Source organism: Caballeronia sp. ATUFL_F2_KS9A (assembly GCF_023630765.1).
Taxonomy (GTDB): Bacteria; Pseudomonadota; Gammaproteobacteria; order Burkholderiales; family Burkholderiaceae; genus Caballeronia; species Caballeronia zhejiangensis.
This window is the reverse complement of the sequence record NZ_JALQEK010000033.1, coordinates 26722-41215: the sequence shown is the minus strand read 5'-3', so window position 1 is coordinate 41215 and position 14494 is coordinate 26722. Positions and strand designations below refer to the sequence as shown.

Below are 14494 nucleotides of genomic sequence, written 5' to 3'. Positions count from 1 at the left end.
GAAAGGACAAGGTCATGAAGATTCTGATCGCAGGATTCCAGCACGAAACGAACACCTTCGCGCCGACGAAGGCGAGCTACCAGAGCTTCATCCAGGGCGAAGGCTTTCCGCCGATGGCGCACGGCGACGATGTCCTCAAGCTGCGCGACGTGAACGTGCCGATCGGCGGTTTCATTCAATGGGCCGAGGCGCAAGGGCACGAGCCGATTCCGGTGATCTGGGCGGGCGCGAGCGCATCGGCGCATGTGACGCAGGACGCATACGAGCGCATCGCGGGCGCGATCGTCGATCGCGTGCAGGCAGGCGGCTTCGACGCGATCTATCTCGATCTGCACGGCGCGATGGTCGCCGAACATCTCGACGATGGCGAAGGCGAACTGCTGGCGCGCGTGCGCAACATCGTCGGCGATGAGATGCCGCTCGTCGTTTCGCTCGACCTGCATGCGAACGTCACGGCGCGCATGGTCGAACTCGCGGATGCACTCGTCGCGTATCGCACGTATCCGCACGTCGATATGGCCGAAACGGGCTTGCGCGCGGCGCATCTGCTGGCAAAGCGCATCGAACACGGGAAGCCGTTCGCGCGCGCGATGCGGCGCATCCCGTTTCTGATTCCGGTGAACGGCATGTGCACGCTCGTCGAACCGGCGCGCGGCATGTACGCCATGCTCGAGACATTGGAGAAGGATGTCGTGTCGCTGTCGTTCGCGCCGGGCTTTCCGGCATCGGATTTCGACGAATGCGGTCCGGTGTTCTGGGGCTACGCGCTCGACGGCGAGGCGGCGGACTTCGCGGTCGACAAGCTATACACGCAACTCGTGGACGAAGAAGCGCGCTGGAACGTGCCGTTCCTCTCTCCCGATGAAGCCGCGCGTGAAGCGATCGACGCGAGCCGCGATGCGGGCAAGCCCGTCATCATCGCGGATACGCAGGACAATCCGGGCGTCGGCGGCGATTCGAACACGATGGGCATGGTCCGCGCACTGCTGCGCCACGACGCGCGCGACGCTGCGGTAGGCGTTATCTGGGACGAGAAGGCGGCGCATGCGGCGCATCGCGCGGGCGTCGGCGCCCGCATCAGGATAGCGCTGGGCGGCGGCTCGAACGTGCCCGGCGACGCGCCGCTTGAAGGCGAGTTCGAAGTCGAGTATTTGTCGGATGGCCGCTTTCGCTTCGACGGCCCGATGCTCAATGGCATGTCGGGCGAACTGGGACCGACCGCTTGCCTGCGTATCGGCGGCGTGCGTATCGCGGTGAGCAGCATCAAGATGCAGGTCTTCGACCGCAATCTCTTTCGCGTTGCGGGCATCGAGCCCGAGCGCATGAAGATTCTGGTGAACAAGAGCTCGGTGCATTTTCGCGCCGATTTCGAGCCGATCGCCGAGCGCGTGCTCGTCGCGAAAGCGCCCGGCCCGATGGCCGCCGATCCGGCCGATCTGCCCTGGCGCAATCTCGATTCGCGCATGCGTGTGCGACCGCTCGGGCCGACGCTCGCCGAACTGCGCGCATCGGCTGCGTGAACGTTTTTCATCGACTACATGGACAAGGAGAATCAAAAGATGCCGGACGATCAGATCAACGCGCGGCGCCGACGCTTGCTCGGCACGGCGGTCGCGAGTGTAGGCGCGATGCAGCTCGGTTTCAGCGACCTCGTGCGCGCGCAGACCGCGCCGCGCGCATCGTCGAGTGCGGGCTTCGCCGGCATTCGCCAGATCGACGCGGGCGCGCTCAACATCGGCTATGCGGAAGCGGGTCCGGCGAACGGTCCCGTGGCGATCCTGCTGCACGGCTGGCCCTACGACATCCACGCATTCGCGGAAGTCACGCCGATGCTCGCGGCGCAGGGTTATCGCGTGATCGTGCCGTATCTGCGCGGGTACGGCTCCACGCGCTTTCTTTCCGCCGACACGCCGCGCAACGGACAGCAGGCGGTGGTCGCGGTGGACATCATCGCGTTGATGGATGCGCTCAAGATTCAGCAGGCCACGCTCGGCGCGTTCGACTGGGGCGCGCGCACGGCGAACATCATCGCGGCGCTGTGGCCGGAACGCGTGAAGGCGATGGTCTCGGTGAGCGGCTATCTGATCGGCAGCCAGCAGGCGAATCGCGCGCCGCTGCCGCCGAAAGCCGAGCTCGCATGGTGGTATCAGTTCTACTTCGCGACCGAGCGCGGCCAGGCGGGCTACGAGGCGAACCGTCACGCTTTCAACAAGCTGATCTGGCAACTCGCATCGCCGAAATGGAACTTCGACGACGCGACGTATGACCGTTCCGCGAAATCGTTCGATAACCCCGATCACGTCGCCGTGGTGATTCACAACTATCGATGGCGTCTCGGGCTCGTGCAGGGCGAAGCGCAATACGACGCGCTCGAACAGCGGCTCGCGAGCGCGCCGACGATCGGCGTGCCCACGATCACGATGGAAGGCGATGCCAACGGCGCGCCGCATCCCGATCCGTCGGCGTATGCCAAGAAGTTCACGGGCAAGTATGAGCATCGGAACGTCGCGGGCGGCATCGGCCACAATCTGCCGCAAGAAGCGCCGAAAGCATTCGCCGATGCGGTCATCGACGCAAGCCGCATGTAACGCGCATGCAGGACGAAGCGCTAGCCGACGTGTGACTTCTTCGTTCTGCGTCCCGGCGTCTTCTGCGATGTCAGTTCGTGCACGATCCCGCACGAATCGACGGCGTGCTCGCCGCGGCATGTCTCGCGCAATGCGGTGAGCCGGTCGCGCAGCCTCATCAATTCGTCGATGCGCGCGCTTACGTGGCCGATATGCTCATCGACGAGCGCATCGATTTCGCGGCAATCCGGCGAGCGCGCCTGCAATGCGTAGAGCAGGGCGCGCACTTCGTCGTGCGTCATGTCGAGCTCGCGGCAATTGCGGATAAGGCGCAGGCGTTCGACATGCGTCTTGTCGTAAGTCCGGTAATTCGCGTCCGTCCTTGCAGGCGGCGGAATCAGCCCTTCCTTTTCGTAGAAGCGGATCGTATCGGGCGTGCAATTCGCTATGCGCGCCAGTTCCCCTATCTTCATTTCGGCATCCTTTTTTCTTGACCCTGGAGTGGCTCCAAGGTGTTCAATTCGGGAAAAGTCAAGAAAAGGAGCCAGTATGTTACGTCCCGAGAGCATCGGCAAGCCCCCGCCTGAGCCGGCTGATCGTCGTGTCCAAAATGATTTAAAGGAATACGAAATAAAGACGAAAGCTTCGGTTCGGACGGAGATCGTCGTCGACGAGATGGATTGTCCGACGGAAGAGACGCTGATCCGCAAGAAGCTCGCGGGCATGCCGGGAGTCGGATCGGTCGAGTTCAATCTGCTGCGTCGCGTGCTGACCGTCGAACACGATGCCAACGCGCTCGCATCCGTTCTCGATGCGTTGCGCGCACTGGGCTTCACGCCGCGCACCGAACCCCGCAACGACGCGCCCGCAGGCAAGCGCGCGCTGTGGATGCTCGCCTTCGCGTGCGTTGCGGCGGCGGCGTCGGAGGCTGCGAGCGGGTTCGGCGGACCGTCCTGGCTCGTCGTCGCGCTCGCGCTCGCCGCGATCGCTTCGTGCGGCTTCTCGACGTATCGCAAGGGCTTCATCGCCATCAGCAACGGCAACCTCAACATCAACGCGCTGATGAGCATCGCCGTGACCGGCGCGATGGTCATCGGACAGTGGCCGGAAGCCGCGATGGTCATGGCGCTTTTCACGATCGCCGAACTCATCGAGGCGAAGTCGCTGCAAAGGGCGCGCAACGCGATCGCGGGACTCATGAAGCTCGCGCCCGACACGGCGACCGTTCTGCAAGCCGACGGCCTGTGGCGCGCGATGGAAGCGAGCGCCGTCACGCGCGGCGCCGTCGTGCGCGTGCGGCCGGGCGAGCGCATCGCGCTGGATGGCGTCGTCACGTCCGGGCGCTCCGCCGTCAACCAGGCGCCGATCACCGGCGAAAGCCTGCCCGTCGAAAAGTCGCCGGGCGACGATGTGTTCGCGGGCACCGTCAACGAAACCGGCTCGTTCGAGTTTCGCGTATCGGCGGCGGCGAAGGACACGACGCTTGCGCGCATCATCCGCGCGATCGAAAGCGCGCAAGGTGCGAAGGCGCCGACGCAACGTTTCGTCGATCGTTTTGCGCGCATCTATACGCCGCTCGTGCTTCTCGTGGCGATAGCGGTCGCGGTCGTGCCGCCGCTCGCGTTCGACGAGTTGTGGTACGCGTGGATCTATCGCGCGCTCGTGCTGCTCGTCATCGCGTGTCCGTGCGCGCTCGTCATCTCGACGCCGGTGACGATCGTCAGCGGACTCGCCGCGGCGGCGCGGCACGGCATCCTCGTGAAGGGCGGAACCTTTCTCGAACGCGGACGGCGCCTGCGCTGGCTCGCGTTCGACAAGACCGGCACGATCACGCACGGCAAGCCGGTGCAGACGCATTTCGCGCTGCTCGACCGGAGCATGGACGAAGGCCGCGTGCGCGCGATCGCGGCGAGTCTCGCGGGCCGTTCCGATCATCCGGTTTCGCTCGCGATCGCGCAGGCCGCGAGCCAGGACGGCGTGCCGCGCATCGCGGTGGAGGCGTTCGAAGCGGTGCCGGGGCGCGGCGTTCGCGGTGTCGTCGAAGGCCGTGCTTACTGGCTCGGCAATCAGCGAATGATGGAAGACATCGGACGCGGCGCGAGCCATGCGAAGCGCCGGGCTGAAGCGCTGGAGCGTGAAGGCAGGACCGTCGTGATGCTCGCCGATGCGGACAACGTCCTCGGGCTTTTCGCCGTGGCGGACACCGTGAAGGAATCGAGCCGCGACGCGATCGCCCGGCTTCACGCGCTCGGCGTGCAGACGGCGATGCTCTCGGGCGATAACCCGCACACGGCGCGCGCCATCGCGAGCGCGGTCGGCATCGATCGCGTCGAGGCGGGCCAGTTGCCGGAGGACAAGCTGCGCACCATCGAAAGTCTCGGCTCGGACGGCGGCGCGGTCGGCATGGCCGGCGACGGCATCAACGACGCGCCTGCGCTGGCGCGCGCGGACATCGGTTTCGCGATGGGCGCGATGGGCACCGATACGGCCATCGAAACCGCCGACGTCGCGCTGATGGACGACGACCTGCGCAAGATCGCCGCGTTCATCCGTCTTTCGTCGGCGACGCACGCGATTCTCGTGCAGAACATCGCGTTCGCGCTCGTCGTGAAGGGCGTGTTTCTCGCGCTCGCCGTGGCCGGACTCGGTTCGATGTGGATGGCCGTGTTCGCGGATGTCGGCGCAAGCCTGCTTGTCGTCGGCAACGGGCTGCGCATTCTGCATAAGCGCTTCAACTGAGCACCTCACCAGCAAAAGGAGCAAATCATGAGTTTCTTGCGGAAGCTGTTCGAGAACGGTCACTTCGGCGGACATGGCGGGCACGGCGGGCACGGCGGGCACGGCAGCCATCGGAGAGAGCATGACCGGGGTCATCGGGACGGCTATCAGGAATACGACGGCGATGAATCGTGGGGCCGTCATCCCGGCTCGATTCCGCCGCTGCCGCCCGATGTGATCTGCCCGCAATGCCGCAAGTCGAATCCGCCGGACACGGCCGTCTGCAAGCAGTGCGACACGCCGCTCGATCCCAGCCGATGCCCGACGTGCGGCACGTCGATCCAGGCGGGCGCGCGGTACTGCGTCAGTTGCGGGAAGCGCGTGGTTTGATTGTCGGAGCGTGTGGGGAACGCGCCGCCTTCGCAAGACTGGAAGCCAAAAAAAAGGCCACTGATGAGTGGCCTTTCTTCGCGATGCGATAAGAACGGTCGCGCGGCGATCAGTTGCACGCCAGCACGACGGCGCCGGTGACGTCTCCCGTGTTGGGCAGCTTCGCGGCGGACACGATCGCGATGGGAGGATGCGTCGCATTGTTGCCCATCAGTCGCGACATGACGTTCATGCCGCCGCCCATGACCTGTCCGCCCGCGAAGACGGTGTCCTTCGTGACGCTTGCGTTGCTGTCGGATCCGATCGGGCGACGTGGCCATCAGATTGGTGCAGGCGAGGGTGCCCGTGCGTTTGGCGAGCGTCAGCCGATTGCCGACGACGTAATGCGCGCCCTGGTTGGCGTTGAAATTGCCGCCGCCGGAATCGGAACCGTCGGTCCAGCGGCCCGATGGCAAAGCCTCAGCGGACATTTCTACGTTCCGGTCGAGGAATCAAGAGATTACAGCGTCCTGTCAAACAAATTTCACATTTCTTTCCTAAAGTAGCGCGTCAACCGGCACATCGGGCTGCAACGGCCCGAAGCAGGGACATTCATCGCCGGTACAAACCCACGATCAAGGACTCGAACCACACATGGCGCTGCCACTCGACCTCTCCCGCCGCAAAGCTCTCAAGATTCTCGCCGGCGCACCGATGCTGCCGCTCGGCGGCGCGACCGCGGCTTCGCTGCTCGCCACCGCATGCGGCGGCAGCGACAGCAACGCGGCGACGAACGCGTCCGCGCCCGCGTCGACGGCTGCGTTCACCACGGCGACGTTCAGCAGCATGGCCGCGCCGACGCTCGCCGATCCCGCGGCGATGGCGAAGACCACCGTCGGCTCGACCATGACCGTGAACTTCAGCGACGGCAGCAATCGCGCGTACAAGCTCGCGTATCAGCCGTTCTTCGTGACGGGCGATGTCGTGCCGAACACGGCCGGCGGCACCATCGTCGCGGGCGGCTATTTCGATATCGACAATCAGCCGATCATCGACAACTCGGTGGCGGGCAAGGAGCGCCAGTTCTTCTCGGACTGCCCGGACGGCACGTCGCTCATCAAGCTCGACAAGACGACCGTCAAGGGCGTGAAGGGCAACGCCGTGTTCGCCGTCGTGCAGTTCGAATACACGACGCGCGACCAGAACGCCGCGAGCATGTACGGCCGCCTGCCGTCGCCGATCGCCGTGCTGACGCTCGATCAGGATCCGGCCACCGGCAAGCTGACGCTCGTGAGCTACGCGAACGTCGATACCTCGAAGGCGAACGGTCTGTGGATCACGTGCGGCGCGAGCCTCTCGCCGTGGAACACGCATTTGTCGAGCGAAGAGTACGAGCCGGATGCGGCGCTCGGCTCGAAGGACGCGCAGTTCCTCGCGTATAGCCGGAACCTTTACGGCGATCAAACGAAGGCCCGTCCGTATCACTACGGCCATGTGCCCGAAGTCACCGTCAACCCGGACGGCACCGGCACGATCAAGAAGCACTATTGCCTCGGCCGCATCTCGCACGAGCTGATTCAAGTGATGCCCGACAAGCGCACCGTCATGATGGGCGACGACGCGACCAACGGCGGCGTCTTCATGTTCGTCGCGGACAAGGAAGCTGATCTTTCGGCCGGCACGCTTTACGTCGCGAAATGCGCGATGACGTCATCGGCGGGCGCGGGCTCGGCCAATCTGACGTGGATGAACCTCGGCCACGCGACGAGCGATGAAATCGAGAACCTCGCCAACACCCTGACGCTCGCCGACATCATGGATGTCGTCAGCGATGCGACCGTCGGCGCGACGCTCGATGCGAGCTATACGCGCATCAACTACAACGGCGCGTTCAACTGGATTCGCATCAAGCCGGGCATGGAGAAGGCGGCCGCGTTTCTGGAGACGCATCGCTACGCGGCATTGCGCGGCGCGAGCATGTGCTTCACGAAGCTCGAAGGCACGACGGTCAACGCGAAGGACAAGATCGTGTACTCGGCGATGTCGCAGATCGTCAAGTCGATGGTCAAGGGCGACGCGCACGCGGCCGAATTCGCCGTCGACAAGACCATCAACTCCGGCGCGGTGTACGCGTTCAATCTGAAGGGCGGACAGAAGGATCTGACCGGCGCGGCGATCAACAGCGAATGGGTTCCGGTCGACATGGCCGCGCCCGCCGCGCTCGTCGGCGAAGACATTTCCGCCGATGCGCTCGGCAACATCGGCAACCCGGAGCGCATCGCGAATCCGGATAACCTCAAGTTCTCCGAGAAGCTGCGCACGTTGTTCATCGGGGAAGACAGCGGCCGGCACGTCAACAACTTCCTGTGGGCATACAACGTCGATACGAAGTCGCTGTCGCGCATTCTGTCGGCGCCGTCGGGCGCTGAATCGACGGGCCTGCACGCGGTCGACGAGATCAACGGCTGGACCTACATCATGAGCAACTTCCAGCATGCGGGCGACTGGGAAACGCCGCTGCATTCGAAGGTGCAGGCGACGCTCGATCCGCTGATCCGCGCGAACTACAAGGATCGCTACGGCGCGGCGGTGGGCTATCTGACCGCCGATGCAACCTCGGTCAAGCTGAGTTGACGAGCCAGGGGAAGCGCAACGCTTCCCTCGATGCGTAGCTTCGAGGTGCGTCGCGGACGCGGCGCGCCTCGCGGAGTTCAGCAGCTTTGCTCGTAATCGATATATTCGAAGCCGGCCGCAATCGCATAGCGGATCGCTTCTTCCACGTTCGGAAACTCGCCGGCCAAGCGCACCGAACGCTCCATCCCGTTCAAATCCTGGATTCGCGCCGTCGCGGCAAACGCGTCGCCGTGCCGGACCGCCGCCGGCGTGACCATCATGTCCCTGTAACTGAAGACCATTGCTTCTTTCTCTTCCGGATGTCGTCGGCCCGCGCCGTATGGCTGCGGAACACGCGTTATGAATGTCGAAAAGGCGCGAACGATCTGGCGTCCGGCTCCTTCTGCTTCAGGTTATCGGCATCGGAAAATGTTTCTTTACGCGAGCGCTTTCGTCTGAATATTGCGGCAGTTCGCGCCGATTCAGGCCAGGAGCCGCGCGATCAGGTCTTGTGTGGCTCGCGCGCCGTATTTGCGCAGCAGGCTTGCACGATGGATGTCGACCGTGCGAGGGCTGATGTTCAACTCCTTGCCGATCTCCTTGCTCGTCATGCCATGCACGAGCAGCGCGGCGACGTCGCGCTCGCGCTCGGTCAGCAGGCTTGCGTTGTCTGATTGCTTCGTGCCTTGCGACAGATCCGTGAACGTCCAGACCGCAAGCTCGAAAGGCCGCTTCGGGTTATAGCCGAAGCCGCCGACCGTCACCCAGAAGTAGCTTCCGTCGACGCGCCGCATGATGCGGTCATCGCTGAATACGGCATGCTTTGCAAGCAACGGCGCCAGACGATGACCGGTGGTGGTGAAATCCTTCTGCTCGGGATAGAGCTTCGAGAACGATTGCTCGATGATATCGCTGCGTTTTGCCCTGAAGAGTTCCAGCGCGCGTGCATTGCAGTCGACCATGATCCGCTCTCTCGCGACGATGACGGCCACGGGCAAATGCCTGAACAAGTCCTCGTAGTCGAGCTTGGGCGAATCGGTCATGTCGGGAAGATTGTCGCGTCTGGCGAAAAGTTACTGTAACACCGAGGTTCGGCACTTTTCGCACGGACTTTCGCTTCAACCGTTCCAGACTTCACCGAATACGCGCAGCCAGTTTTCGCCCATCACTTTCCTGATGCGAGATTCGCTCCAGCCGGCCTTTTGCATCGCGGCGGTGATGTTCGGAAACTCGCCGATCGTGCGAATGCCTTCCGGATTCACGACCTTGCCGAAGTTCGTCAGACGGCGATAACGGCCCTTGTCGTGCGTGATCCAGTCGAAGAACTCGGTGCTATAGCCTTGCGTGAAGTCCGTTCCGATACCGACCTTGTCTTCACCGATAAGATCGATGACGTATTCGATAGCTTCGAGATAATCGTCGACGGTCGCATCGGCGCCTCGTCTCAGGAAGGGCATGAACATGGTGACGCCGACGAAACCGTTCGCTTCGGCAATCTCCTTCAATTGCTCATCCGTCTTGTTGCGCGGATGCTCTTTCAACGTATAAGGGCAGCAGTGCGAGTAGGTGACGGGCTTCTTCGAGCAGGCGATCGCATCGGAAGAAGTCTTCGCGCCCACATGCGAAAGATCGACCATGATGCCGACGCGATTCATCTCCTGAATCACTTCGCGACCATATCCCGACAAGCCGCCATCCGGTTCATAAGAACCCGTGCCGACGAGATTCTGCGTGTTATAGCAAAGCTGGACCACATTCACGCCCAGCTCCTTGAACACCTCGATATAGCCGAGGTTGTCCTCGAACGCATACGCGTTCTGAAAGCCCAAGATGATGCCGGTCTTGTTCTCCTTCTTCGCGCGCAGGATGTCGTCGGTCGTGCGTACGAGTGTCAGAATCTCGCTGTATTCGCGGATCTGCTGCTTCATTTCCGCGATGTTATCGATGGTCTTCTGGAAGTCTTCCCACACCGACACGGTGCAGTTCACGGCGGTGACGCCGCCCTTTCGCATGTCTTCGAATACGGAGCGCTCGAACTTCGAGATGTTCAGTCCGTCGATGATGATGCTCGAATCGTGAAGGCTATTCATCGCGTGTATCCGTTCAGATGGTTCTCTTGATGCCGCGCTCGACGGCCGGGCCACTGCTTGCGCTCTTGTTCGACGAACCTGCTTCTTCGAGCGCGGTCTTCGACGTTTCGCGCAGCGAGAGGCCGCCGATCATCGCGAAGATCGATACGGCGATCAGGTAATACGCCGGCGACAGATTCGTTCCCGTTTCCGCGATCAGCCACGTCGCGACGAGCGGCGCGGTGCCGCCGAAGATCGTGTACGCGAGGTTGTATGTGATCGCGGATGCGGTGTATCGCGTCTTCGTCGCGAACACTTCCGAAAGAAGCGGAGCAGTGACCACGCCCGAAAGCACCGCGCCCACCGCGAGCAGCGCAACGCCGAGCAGCGAAGGCGACAGATTTCCCGATCCGCCGAGCGCGAAGGCGGGATAGACCGAGACGATGATGAAGATGCACGTCGTCGCGATCGTCGCGCGGCGGCCCACGAGGTCGGAGAACAGACCGGCGAGCGGGCACAGCGCCGCGGCGAAGAAGAGCGCGAGCACGGTCACGAGAAGCGATGTTCCGCGCGTCAGATGTCCGGCGACCTGCATGTAGGTCGCGAAATACGTCGTGAACGTGTAGAACGAAAGCGCCGTCACCGAAACGAATGCGCCGAGCTTCAGAATGTTTCCGGACTGCGAATGCAGGGTTTCCATCAGCGGCGCATGCGCGACTTCATGCTTGCCTTCGAGCGCCTGGAATGCCGGCGTCTCGTGCAGATTCACGCGCAGATACACGCCGATGAGACCGACCGGCGCCGCGATCAGGAACGGCACGCGCCAGCCCCAGTCGACCATCGCCGCGGGCGAGAGCGACGATTCGAGCGCATAGGCGACAACGGCCGCGCATGCGAACGAAGAGAACGTCGAGACCGGAACGAAGCTGCCGAAGAACGCGCGGCGTCGGCGCGGCGCGTGCTCCATCACATAGGCGCACGCGCCCGCGTATTCCCCGCCTGCGGAAAAGCCCTGCACGCAGCGGATGATCGTGAGAAGCAGCGGCGCCCAATAGCCGATGCTCGCATAAGTCGGCAGCAGCCCGATCAGCGTCGTGGCGCCGGCCATCAACAGGATGGTGAAAGCGAGCGTGCGCTTGCGGCCGATGCGGTCGCCGACCACGCCGAAGAAGAGGCCGCCGAGCGGACGGAATGCGAAGGCGACCGCGAAGACCGCGAACGTCTTCAGGAGACCGACCGTGGGATCGCCACTGGGAAAGAACTCGCGCGTCAGGATGGTCGCGAGAAAGCCGTACGCCGCGAAATCAAACCATTCGACAAAGTTTCCGATCGACGCCGCCGCGATGACACGTCTCAGCGTTTTGGTATCGACCTCGTGAGTTGCTTGATGTGGCATGGCGCTTCACCCCTTTCGCGTGTCGGATTCGATCCGGATTGAAAGGAGCGTAAGTGCTCAAATTACTTAGGTCCATACGTGCCAATTACCTAGGTAATCGGCGCTCCGACGACGCCGCCGCGCCCGGCGTGCAAGGCCGGGCGCGGCTTCGCGCCTATTGCTGGAGCCACGCCTGGACCTTCTCGGGATGGCTGTCGACGAACTTCTTCGCCGCCGCGCTCCAGTCGTTCGATGCGTTGCCGTCGAGCTCGATCGATTCGACATCCGCCAGCGTCAGCTTGAAGTGCCGGATGAAGACATTCGCGCGCGGAAATTTCGTCGCGAACTGCTTGGAAGAGAAGCCGTGAATCTGCTCGTCGCCGCCGAGCACGCCCTTGGGATCTTTCAGATAACGCATCTTGTACTTCTGCCAGAGCCAGTGCGGACTCCACACCGTCGCGACGATCCAGCTCTTCGATTGATACGCGCGCGCAACGGCGGTCAACATGCCGGCCTCGCTTGCGCGAATGAGGTTATATCCGGCGAGGTCGTATTCCTTCAGCGCCTTTTCCGAAGCGACCATCTCGCCCGCGCCCGGTTCGATGCCCTGAATCGTGCTGTTCAACTTGCTCTTGACTTCGGGCTTGTTCAGATCGCCGATGGACGCCACTTCGCTCTCGGGCACGTAATCCGGCACCGCCCAGCCGATCTTCGCGCCGGAATAGATGACGCCGAGGTCTTCCATGTCGTTCTTGAAGCGCGCGTAGTAGGCCGCGTGCGTGACCGGAAGCCACGCGCCGAGCATCAGGTCCACATCGCCGCGCGCGATGCCCTGAAACTGAATGCCGAGGTCCGCCGTGGTCAGGGTAACGGGTTGTTGCAGCTTCGTTTCGAGAACGTACTTCGCGGTATAGACGACCGCCTGCGTATCGGCCCAATTGGCTAGCGTGATCTTGATCGGCTCGACGGCGCTCGCGCACATCGCGAACGTGACAGTGGAGACTGCAACGGCAGCTTTCATGGCGAAGCTCACGGACAAGGCATTCTTCATTGACGTTTCCTTGCATCGACAGGTTTTATGGAAGACGCGACGCGATCGATTCTCCTGATCTATAACGCATTCATTTGCGACGGATGATTAAGCAATTGCAGGCGACGCCCTGCAGCCCGCAGTATTCGGGCGCATTAACGCGACGTCAATGTTCTTTGCTTATATCGTCGGATGGAACGTCGATACATCGAGCTGGCGCTCTTCGCATGAACGATCATCGCGGCAGCGCCGAAGTCGCGATTTCGCTCGCGCTGTCCAGTTGCTCGACGTGCCAGCATTTATCGATCAGCGCGCGCGTTTGCTCCGGCGTGAGGATGCCGTCCGCCAGATCGGAGAACTTGGTTTCGAGCTGCTTGTCGGTCATCGGCACTTGCGTGCTGCCGATCGCGTGTTCGATGTACTTGTGCAGCTTGCGGCCATCCTTCAGCGTGATCGTCATGTCGACCTGTTCCGGCTTGATGGACGGATCGACGATCGCGTTCACCTTGTCGCGCAGCTCGATTGTCTTCGGGTCGCGTACCTTGGCGTCGCTGAACTGTTTCTCGCCCGCCGCGCCGTCGATGATCGCGATCGCCACCGCGTGATAGATGCTGAACTTGCCTTCGAGCCCGATCTGCGGCGTCTTCTTGCCCGTCAGTTCGAGCACGAGTGGATGCACGCGAAGATCGATGCGCGCGATCTGATCCGCGCTCAAGTGTTCCTGATTGCGCAACTGGATCGCTGCATCGATCGACGGATGAATGACGATGCCGCACGCGAAAGGCTTATACGTATTCAACGTCGATTCCCAATGCGAACCGAGGCCCTCCGTGATCTCGCGATAATCCTGCTTCGTGCTGATCGTGTTGGCCCAGCCGCGTTTGGCTTCGATCATGCCGTCCGAGCTCGAGTAGTTCTGGCCCGCGAGCAGTGCCGCGAAGATGCCGTTCGCGGCGGCGCGGCCGGGATTGAAGCTCTTGTTCATCGAGCCGAACGACTCGCGCAAGCCGACCGGCTGCGAGGCGGCGAGACCGAGCGCCCAGACCATCTGCTCGACGCTCAGTCCCATCAGCTTGCCCGTCGCCGCCGCCGAGCCGAACACGCCGCACGTACCGGTGATGTGCCAGCCGACATCGTAATGATTCGGATACACCGCATTGCCAATGCGCAACTCCGTTTCGACGCCCAGCACGAGCGCGTTCAGAAAGTCCTTGCCCGTGACGGCGCGATATTGCGAGTACGCCAATATCGCCGACACGACCGGTCCCGCCGGGTGAATGATCGTCTTCAGATGCGTGTCGTCGTAGTCGAAGATATGACTGCTCACGCCGTTGATGAACGCCGCGTTCATGATGTCGAAGCGCTCGGTCCGGCCGAGCAGGTTCGCTTGCGGCGGACCGGAGAACGGCGTGAGCGCGGCGACTGCGCGATTCACGGTCTCGTCGTGCGATCCGCCGACCGCGACGCCGACCCAGTTCATCAACGTCCTGACGCCTTCCTTGCGCACCGGCGCGGGCAGATCGCCATAGCCCGTTCTTACGATGAAGTCCGCAAGAATGCGCGTGACGCGCGGCGGCTTCCCATTCGCCCCACTGGCCGATGCGAAAGCGGATGCAGATGCGGCGTTGCTTGTCTGCGCGAACGCTGTCGTGCCTGCCGCCGATGCGAAAGCGCCTGCTGCGCTGGTCATGAGAAAGCTACGGCGATCGATGTTGGGCATGGAGTCGTTTCCTTGAAATGGCACAAGTGGGAA

General features: G+C 62.8%; 13 protein-coding genes. 6 read left to right on the top strand and 7 right to left on the bottom strand.

The annotated features are described in order from the left end of the window. The first annotated feature begins 14 nt into the window (after positions 1-14). Positions 15-1520 carry a M81 family metallopeptidase gene (locus tag NCS67_RS23275; protein WP_250436825.1) on the top strand — a complete coding sequence of 502 codons (1506 nt, stop codon included), beginning with the start codon at positions 15-17 and terminating at the stop codon, positions 1518-1520. A gap of 39 nt (positions 1521-1559) precedes the next feature. Beyond that, the gene (locus tag NCS67_RS23270) at positions 1560-2588 is read left to right on the top strand and encodes an alpha/beta fold hydrolase (protein WP_250436823.1); all 1029 of its coding nucleotides are present in this window, start codon (positions 1560-1562) and stop codon (positions 2586-2588) included. A gap of 20 nt (positions 2589-2608) precedes the next feature. Here the strand turns inward: NCS67_RS23270 and cadR are convergent, their stop codons facing one another. Continuing rightward, entirely contained in the window at positions 2609-3040 is a 432-nt protein-coding gene (gene cadR, locus NCS67_RS23265) for a Cd(II)/Pb(II)-responsive transcriptional regulator (protein ID WP_008348568.1), read from the bottom strand. A gap of 202 nt (positions 3041-3242) precedes the next feature. Between cadR and NCS67_RS23260 the strand changes: the two genes are divergently transcribed. The 4 genes from NCS67_RS23260 (at position 3243) to NCS67_RS23245 (ending at position 8288) form a co-directional block, all read left to right on the top strand. Next, a complete protein-coding gene (locus NCS67_RS23260) occupies positions 3243-5306 on the top strand; it encodes a heavy metal translocating P-type ATPase (RefSeq protein ID WP_250436821.1) in 2064 nt (687 codons plus the stop codon). 27 nt (positions 5307-5333) lie between these two features. Then, positions 5334-5675 carry a zinc ribbon domain-containing protein gene (locus NCS67_RS23255; protein ID WP_250436820.1) on the top strand — a complete coding sequence of 114 codons (342 nt, stop codon included), beginning with the start codon at positions 5334-5336 and terminating at the stop codon, positions 5673-5675. A 137-nt stretch (positions 5676-5812) separates the two neighbouring features. After that, positions 5813-6220, top strand: coding sequence for a hypothetical protein (locus NCS67_RS23250; RefSeq protein ID WP_250436819.1), 408 nt, complete (start codon positions 5813-5815; stop codon positions 6218-6220). An 88-nt stretch (positions 6221-6308) separates the two neighbouring features. After that, a complete protein-coding gene (locus NCS67_RS23245; RefSeq protein ID WP_250436818.1) occupies positions 6309-8288 on the top strand; it encodes a PhoX family protein in 1980 nt (659 codons plus the stop codon). A 77-nt stretch (positions 8289-8365) separates the two neighbouring features. Here NCS67_RS23245 and NCS67_RS23240 read toward each other — a convergent pair whose 3' ends face one another. The 6 genes from NCS67_RS23240 to NCS67_RS23215 all read right to left on the bottom strand — a co-directional run bounded on the left by NCS67_RS23240 (position 8366) and on the right by NCS67_RS23215 (position 14461). Beyond that, positions 8366-8545, bottom strand: a complete 180-nt coding sequence (locus tag NCS67_RS23240) for a hypothetical protein (RefSeq protein WP_241484872.1) — start codon at positions 8543-8545, stop codon at positions 8366-8368. Positions 8546-8749: 204 nt separating this feature from the next. After that, complete coding sequence (locus tag NCS67_RS23235) at positions 8750-9310, bottom strand: PAS and helix-turn-helix domain-containing protein (protein WP_008348559.1); 561 nt, start codon at positions 9308-9310, stop codon at positions 8750-8752. 75 nt (positions 9311-9385) lie between these two features. Beyond that, positions 9386-10357, bottom strand: coding sequence for a dipeptidase (locus NCS67_RS23230; RefSeq protein WP_008348557.1), 972 nt, complete (start codon positions 10355-10357; stop codon positions 9386-9388). A gap of 13 nt (positions 10358-10370) precedes the next feature. After that, entirely contained in the window at positions 10371-11732 is a 1362-nt protein-coding gene (locus tag NCS67_RS23225; RefSeq protein ID WP_008348555.1) for an MFS transporter, read from the bottom strand. A 154-nt stretch (positions 11733-11886) separates the two neighbouring features. Beyond that, positions 11887-12762 carry a glycine betaine ABC transporter substrate-binding protein gene (locus NCS67_RS23220; protein WP_175981212.1) on the bottom strand — a complete coding sequence of 292 codons (876 nt, stop codon included), beginning with the start codon at positions 12760-12762 and terminating at the stop codon, positions 11887-11889. A gap of 214 nt (positions 12763-12976) precedes the next feature. Beyond that, on the bottom strand, positions 12977-14461 hold the full coding sequence (locus tag NCS67_RS23215; protein WP_250436817.1) for an MmgE/PrpD family protein: 1485 nt from the start codon (positions 14459-14461) through the stop codon (positions 12977-12979). Between the last annotated feature and the right edge of the window lie 33 nt (positions 14462-14494).

What these genes read in the sequence shown, in the direction of transcription:
- NCS67_RS23215 (WP_250436817.1), bottom strand. Translation starts at nt 14,461, where the DNA reads ATGCCCAACATCGATCGCCGTAGCTTTCTCATGACCAGCGCAGCAGGC.
- cadR (WP_008348568.1), bottom strand. Translation starts at nt 3,040, where the DNA reads ATGAAGATAGGGGAACTGGCGCGCATAGCGAATTGCACGCCCGATACG.
- NCS67_RS23255 (WP_250436820.1), top strand. Translation starts at nt 5,334, where the DNA reads ATGAGTTTCTTGCGGAAGCTGTTCGAGAACGGTCACTTCGGCGGACAT.
- NCS67_RS23270 (WP_250436823.1), top strand. Translation starts at nt 1,560, where the DNA reads ATGCCGGACGATCAGATCAACGCGCGGCGCCGACGCTTGCTCGGCACG.
- NCS67_RS23240 (WP_241484872.1), bottom strand. Translation starts at nt 8,545, where the DNA reads ATGGTCACGCCGGCGGCGGTCCGGCACGGCGACGCGTTTGCCGCGACG.
- NCS67_RS23260 (WP_250436821.1), top strand. Translation starts at nt 3,243, where the DNA reads ATGGATTGTCCGACGGAAGAGACGCTGATCCGCAAGAAGCTCGCGGGC.
- NCS67_RS23245 (WP_250436818.1), top strand. Translation starts at nt 6,309, where the DNA reads ATGGCGCTGCCACTCGACCTCTCCCGCCGCAAAGCTCTCAAGATTCTC.
- NCS67_RS23275 (WP_250436825.1), top strand. Translation starts at nt 15, where the DNA reads ATGAAGATTCTGATCGCAGGATTCCAGCACGAAACGAACACCTTCGCG.
- NCS67_RS23225 (WP_008348555.1), bottom strand. Translation starts at nt 11,732, where the DNA reads ATGCCACATCAAGCAACTCACGAGGTCGATACCAAAACGCTGAGACGT.
- NCS67_RS23230 (WP_008348557.1), bottom strand. Translation starts at nt 10,357, where the DNA reads ATGAATAGCCTTCACGATTCGAGCATCATCATCGACGGACTGAACATC.
- NCS67_RS23220 (WP_175981212.1), bottom strand. Translation starts at nt 12,762, where the DNA reads ATGAAGAATGCCTTGTCCGTGAGCTTCGCCATGAAAGCTGCCGTTGCA.
- NCS67_RS23235 (WP_008348559.1), bottom strand. Translation starts at nt 9,310, where the DNA reads ATGACCGATTCGCCCAAGCTCGACTACGAGGACTTGTTCAGGCATTTG.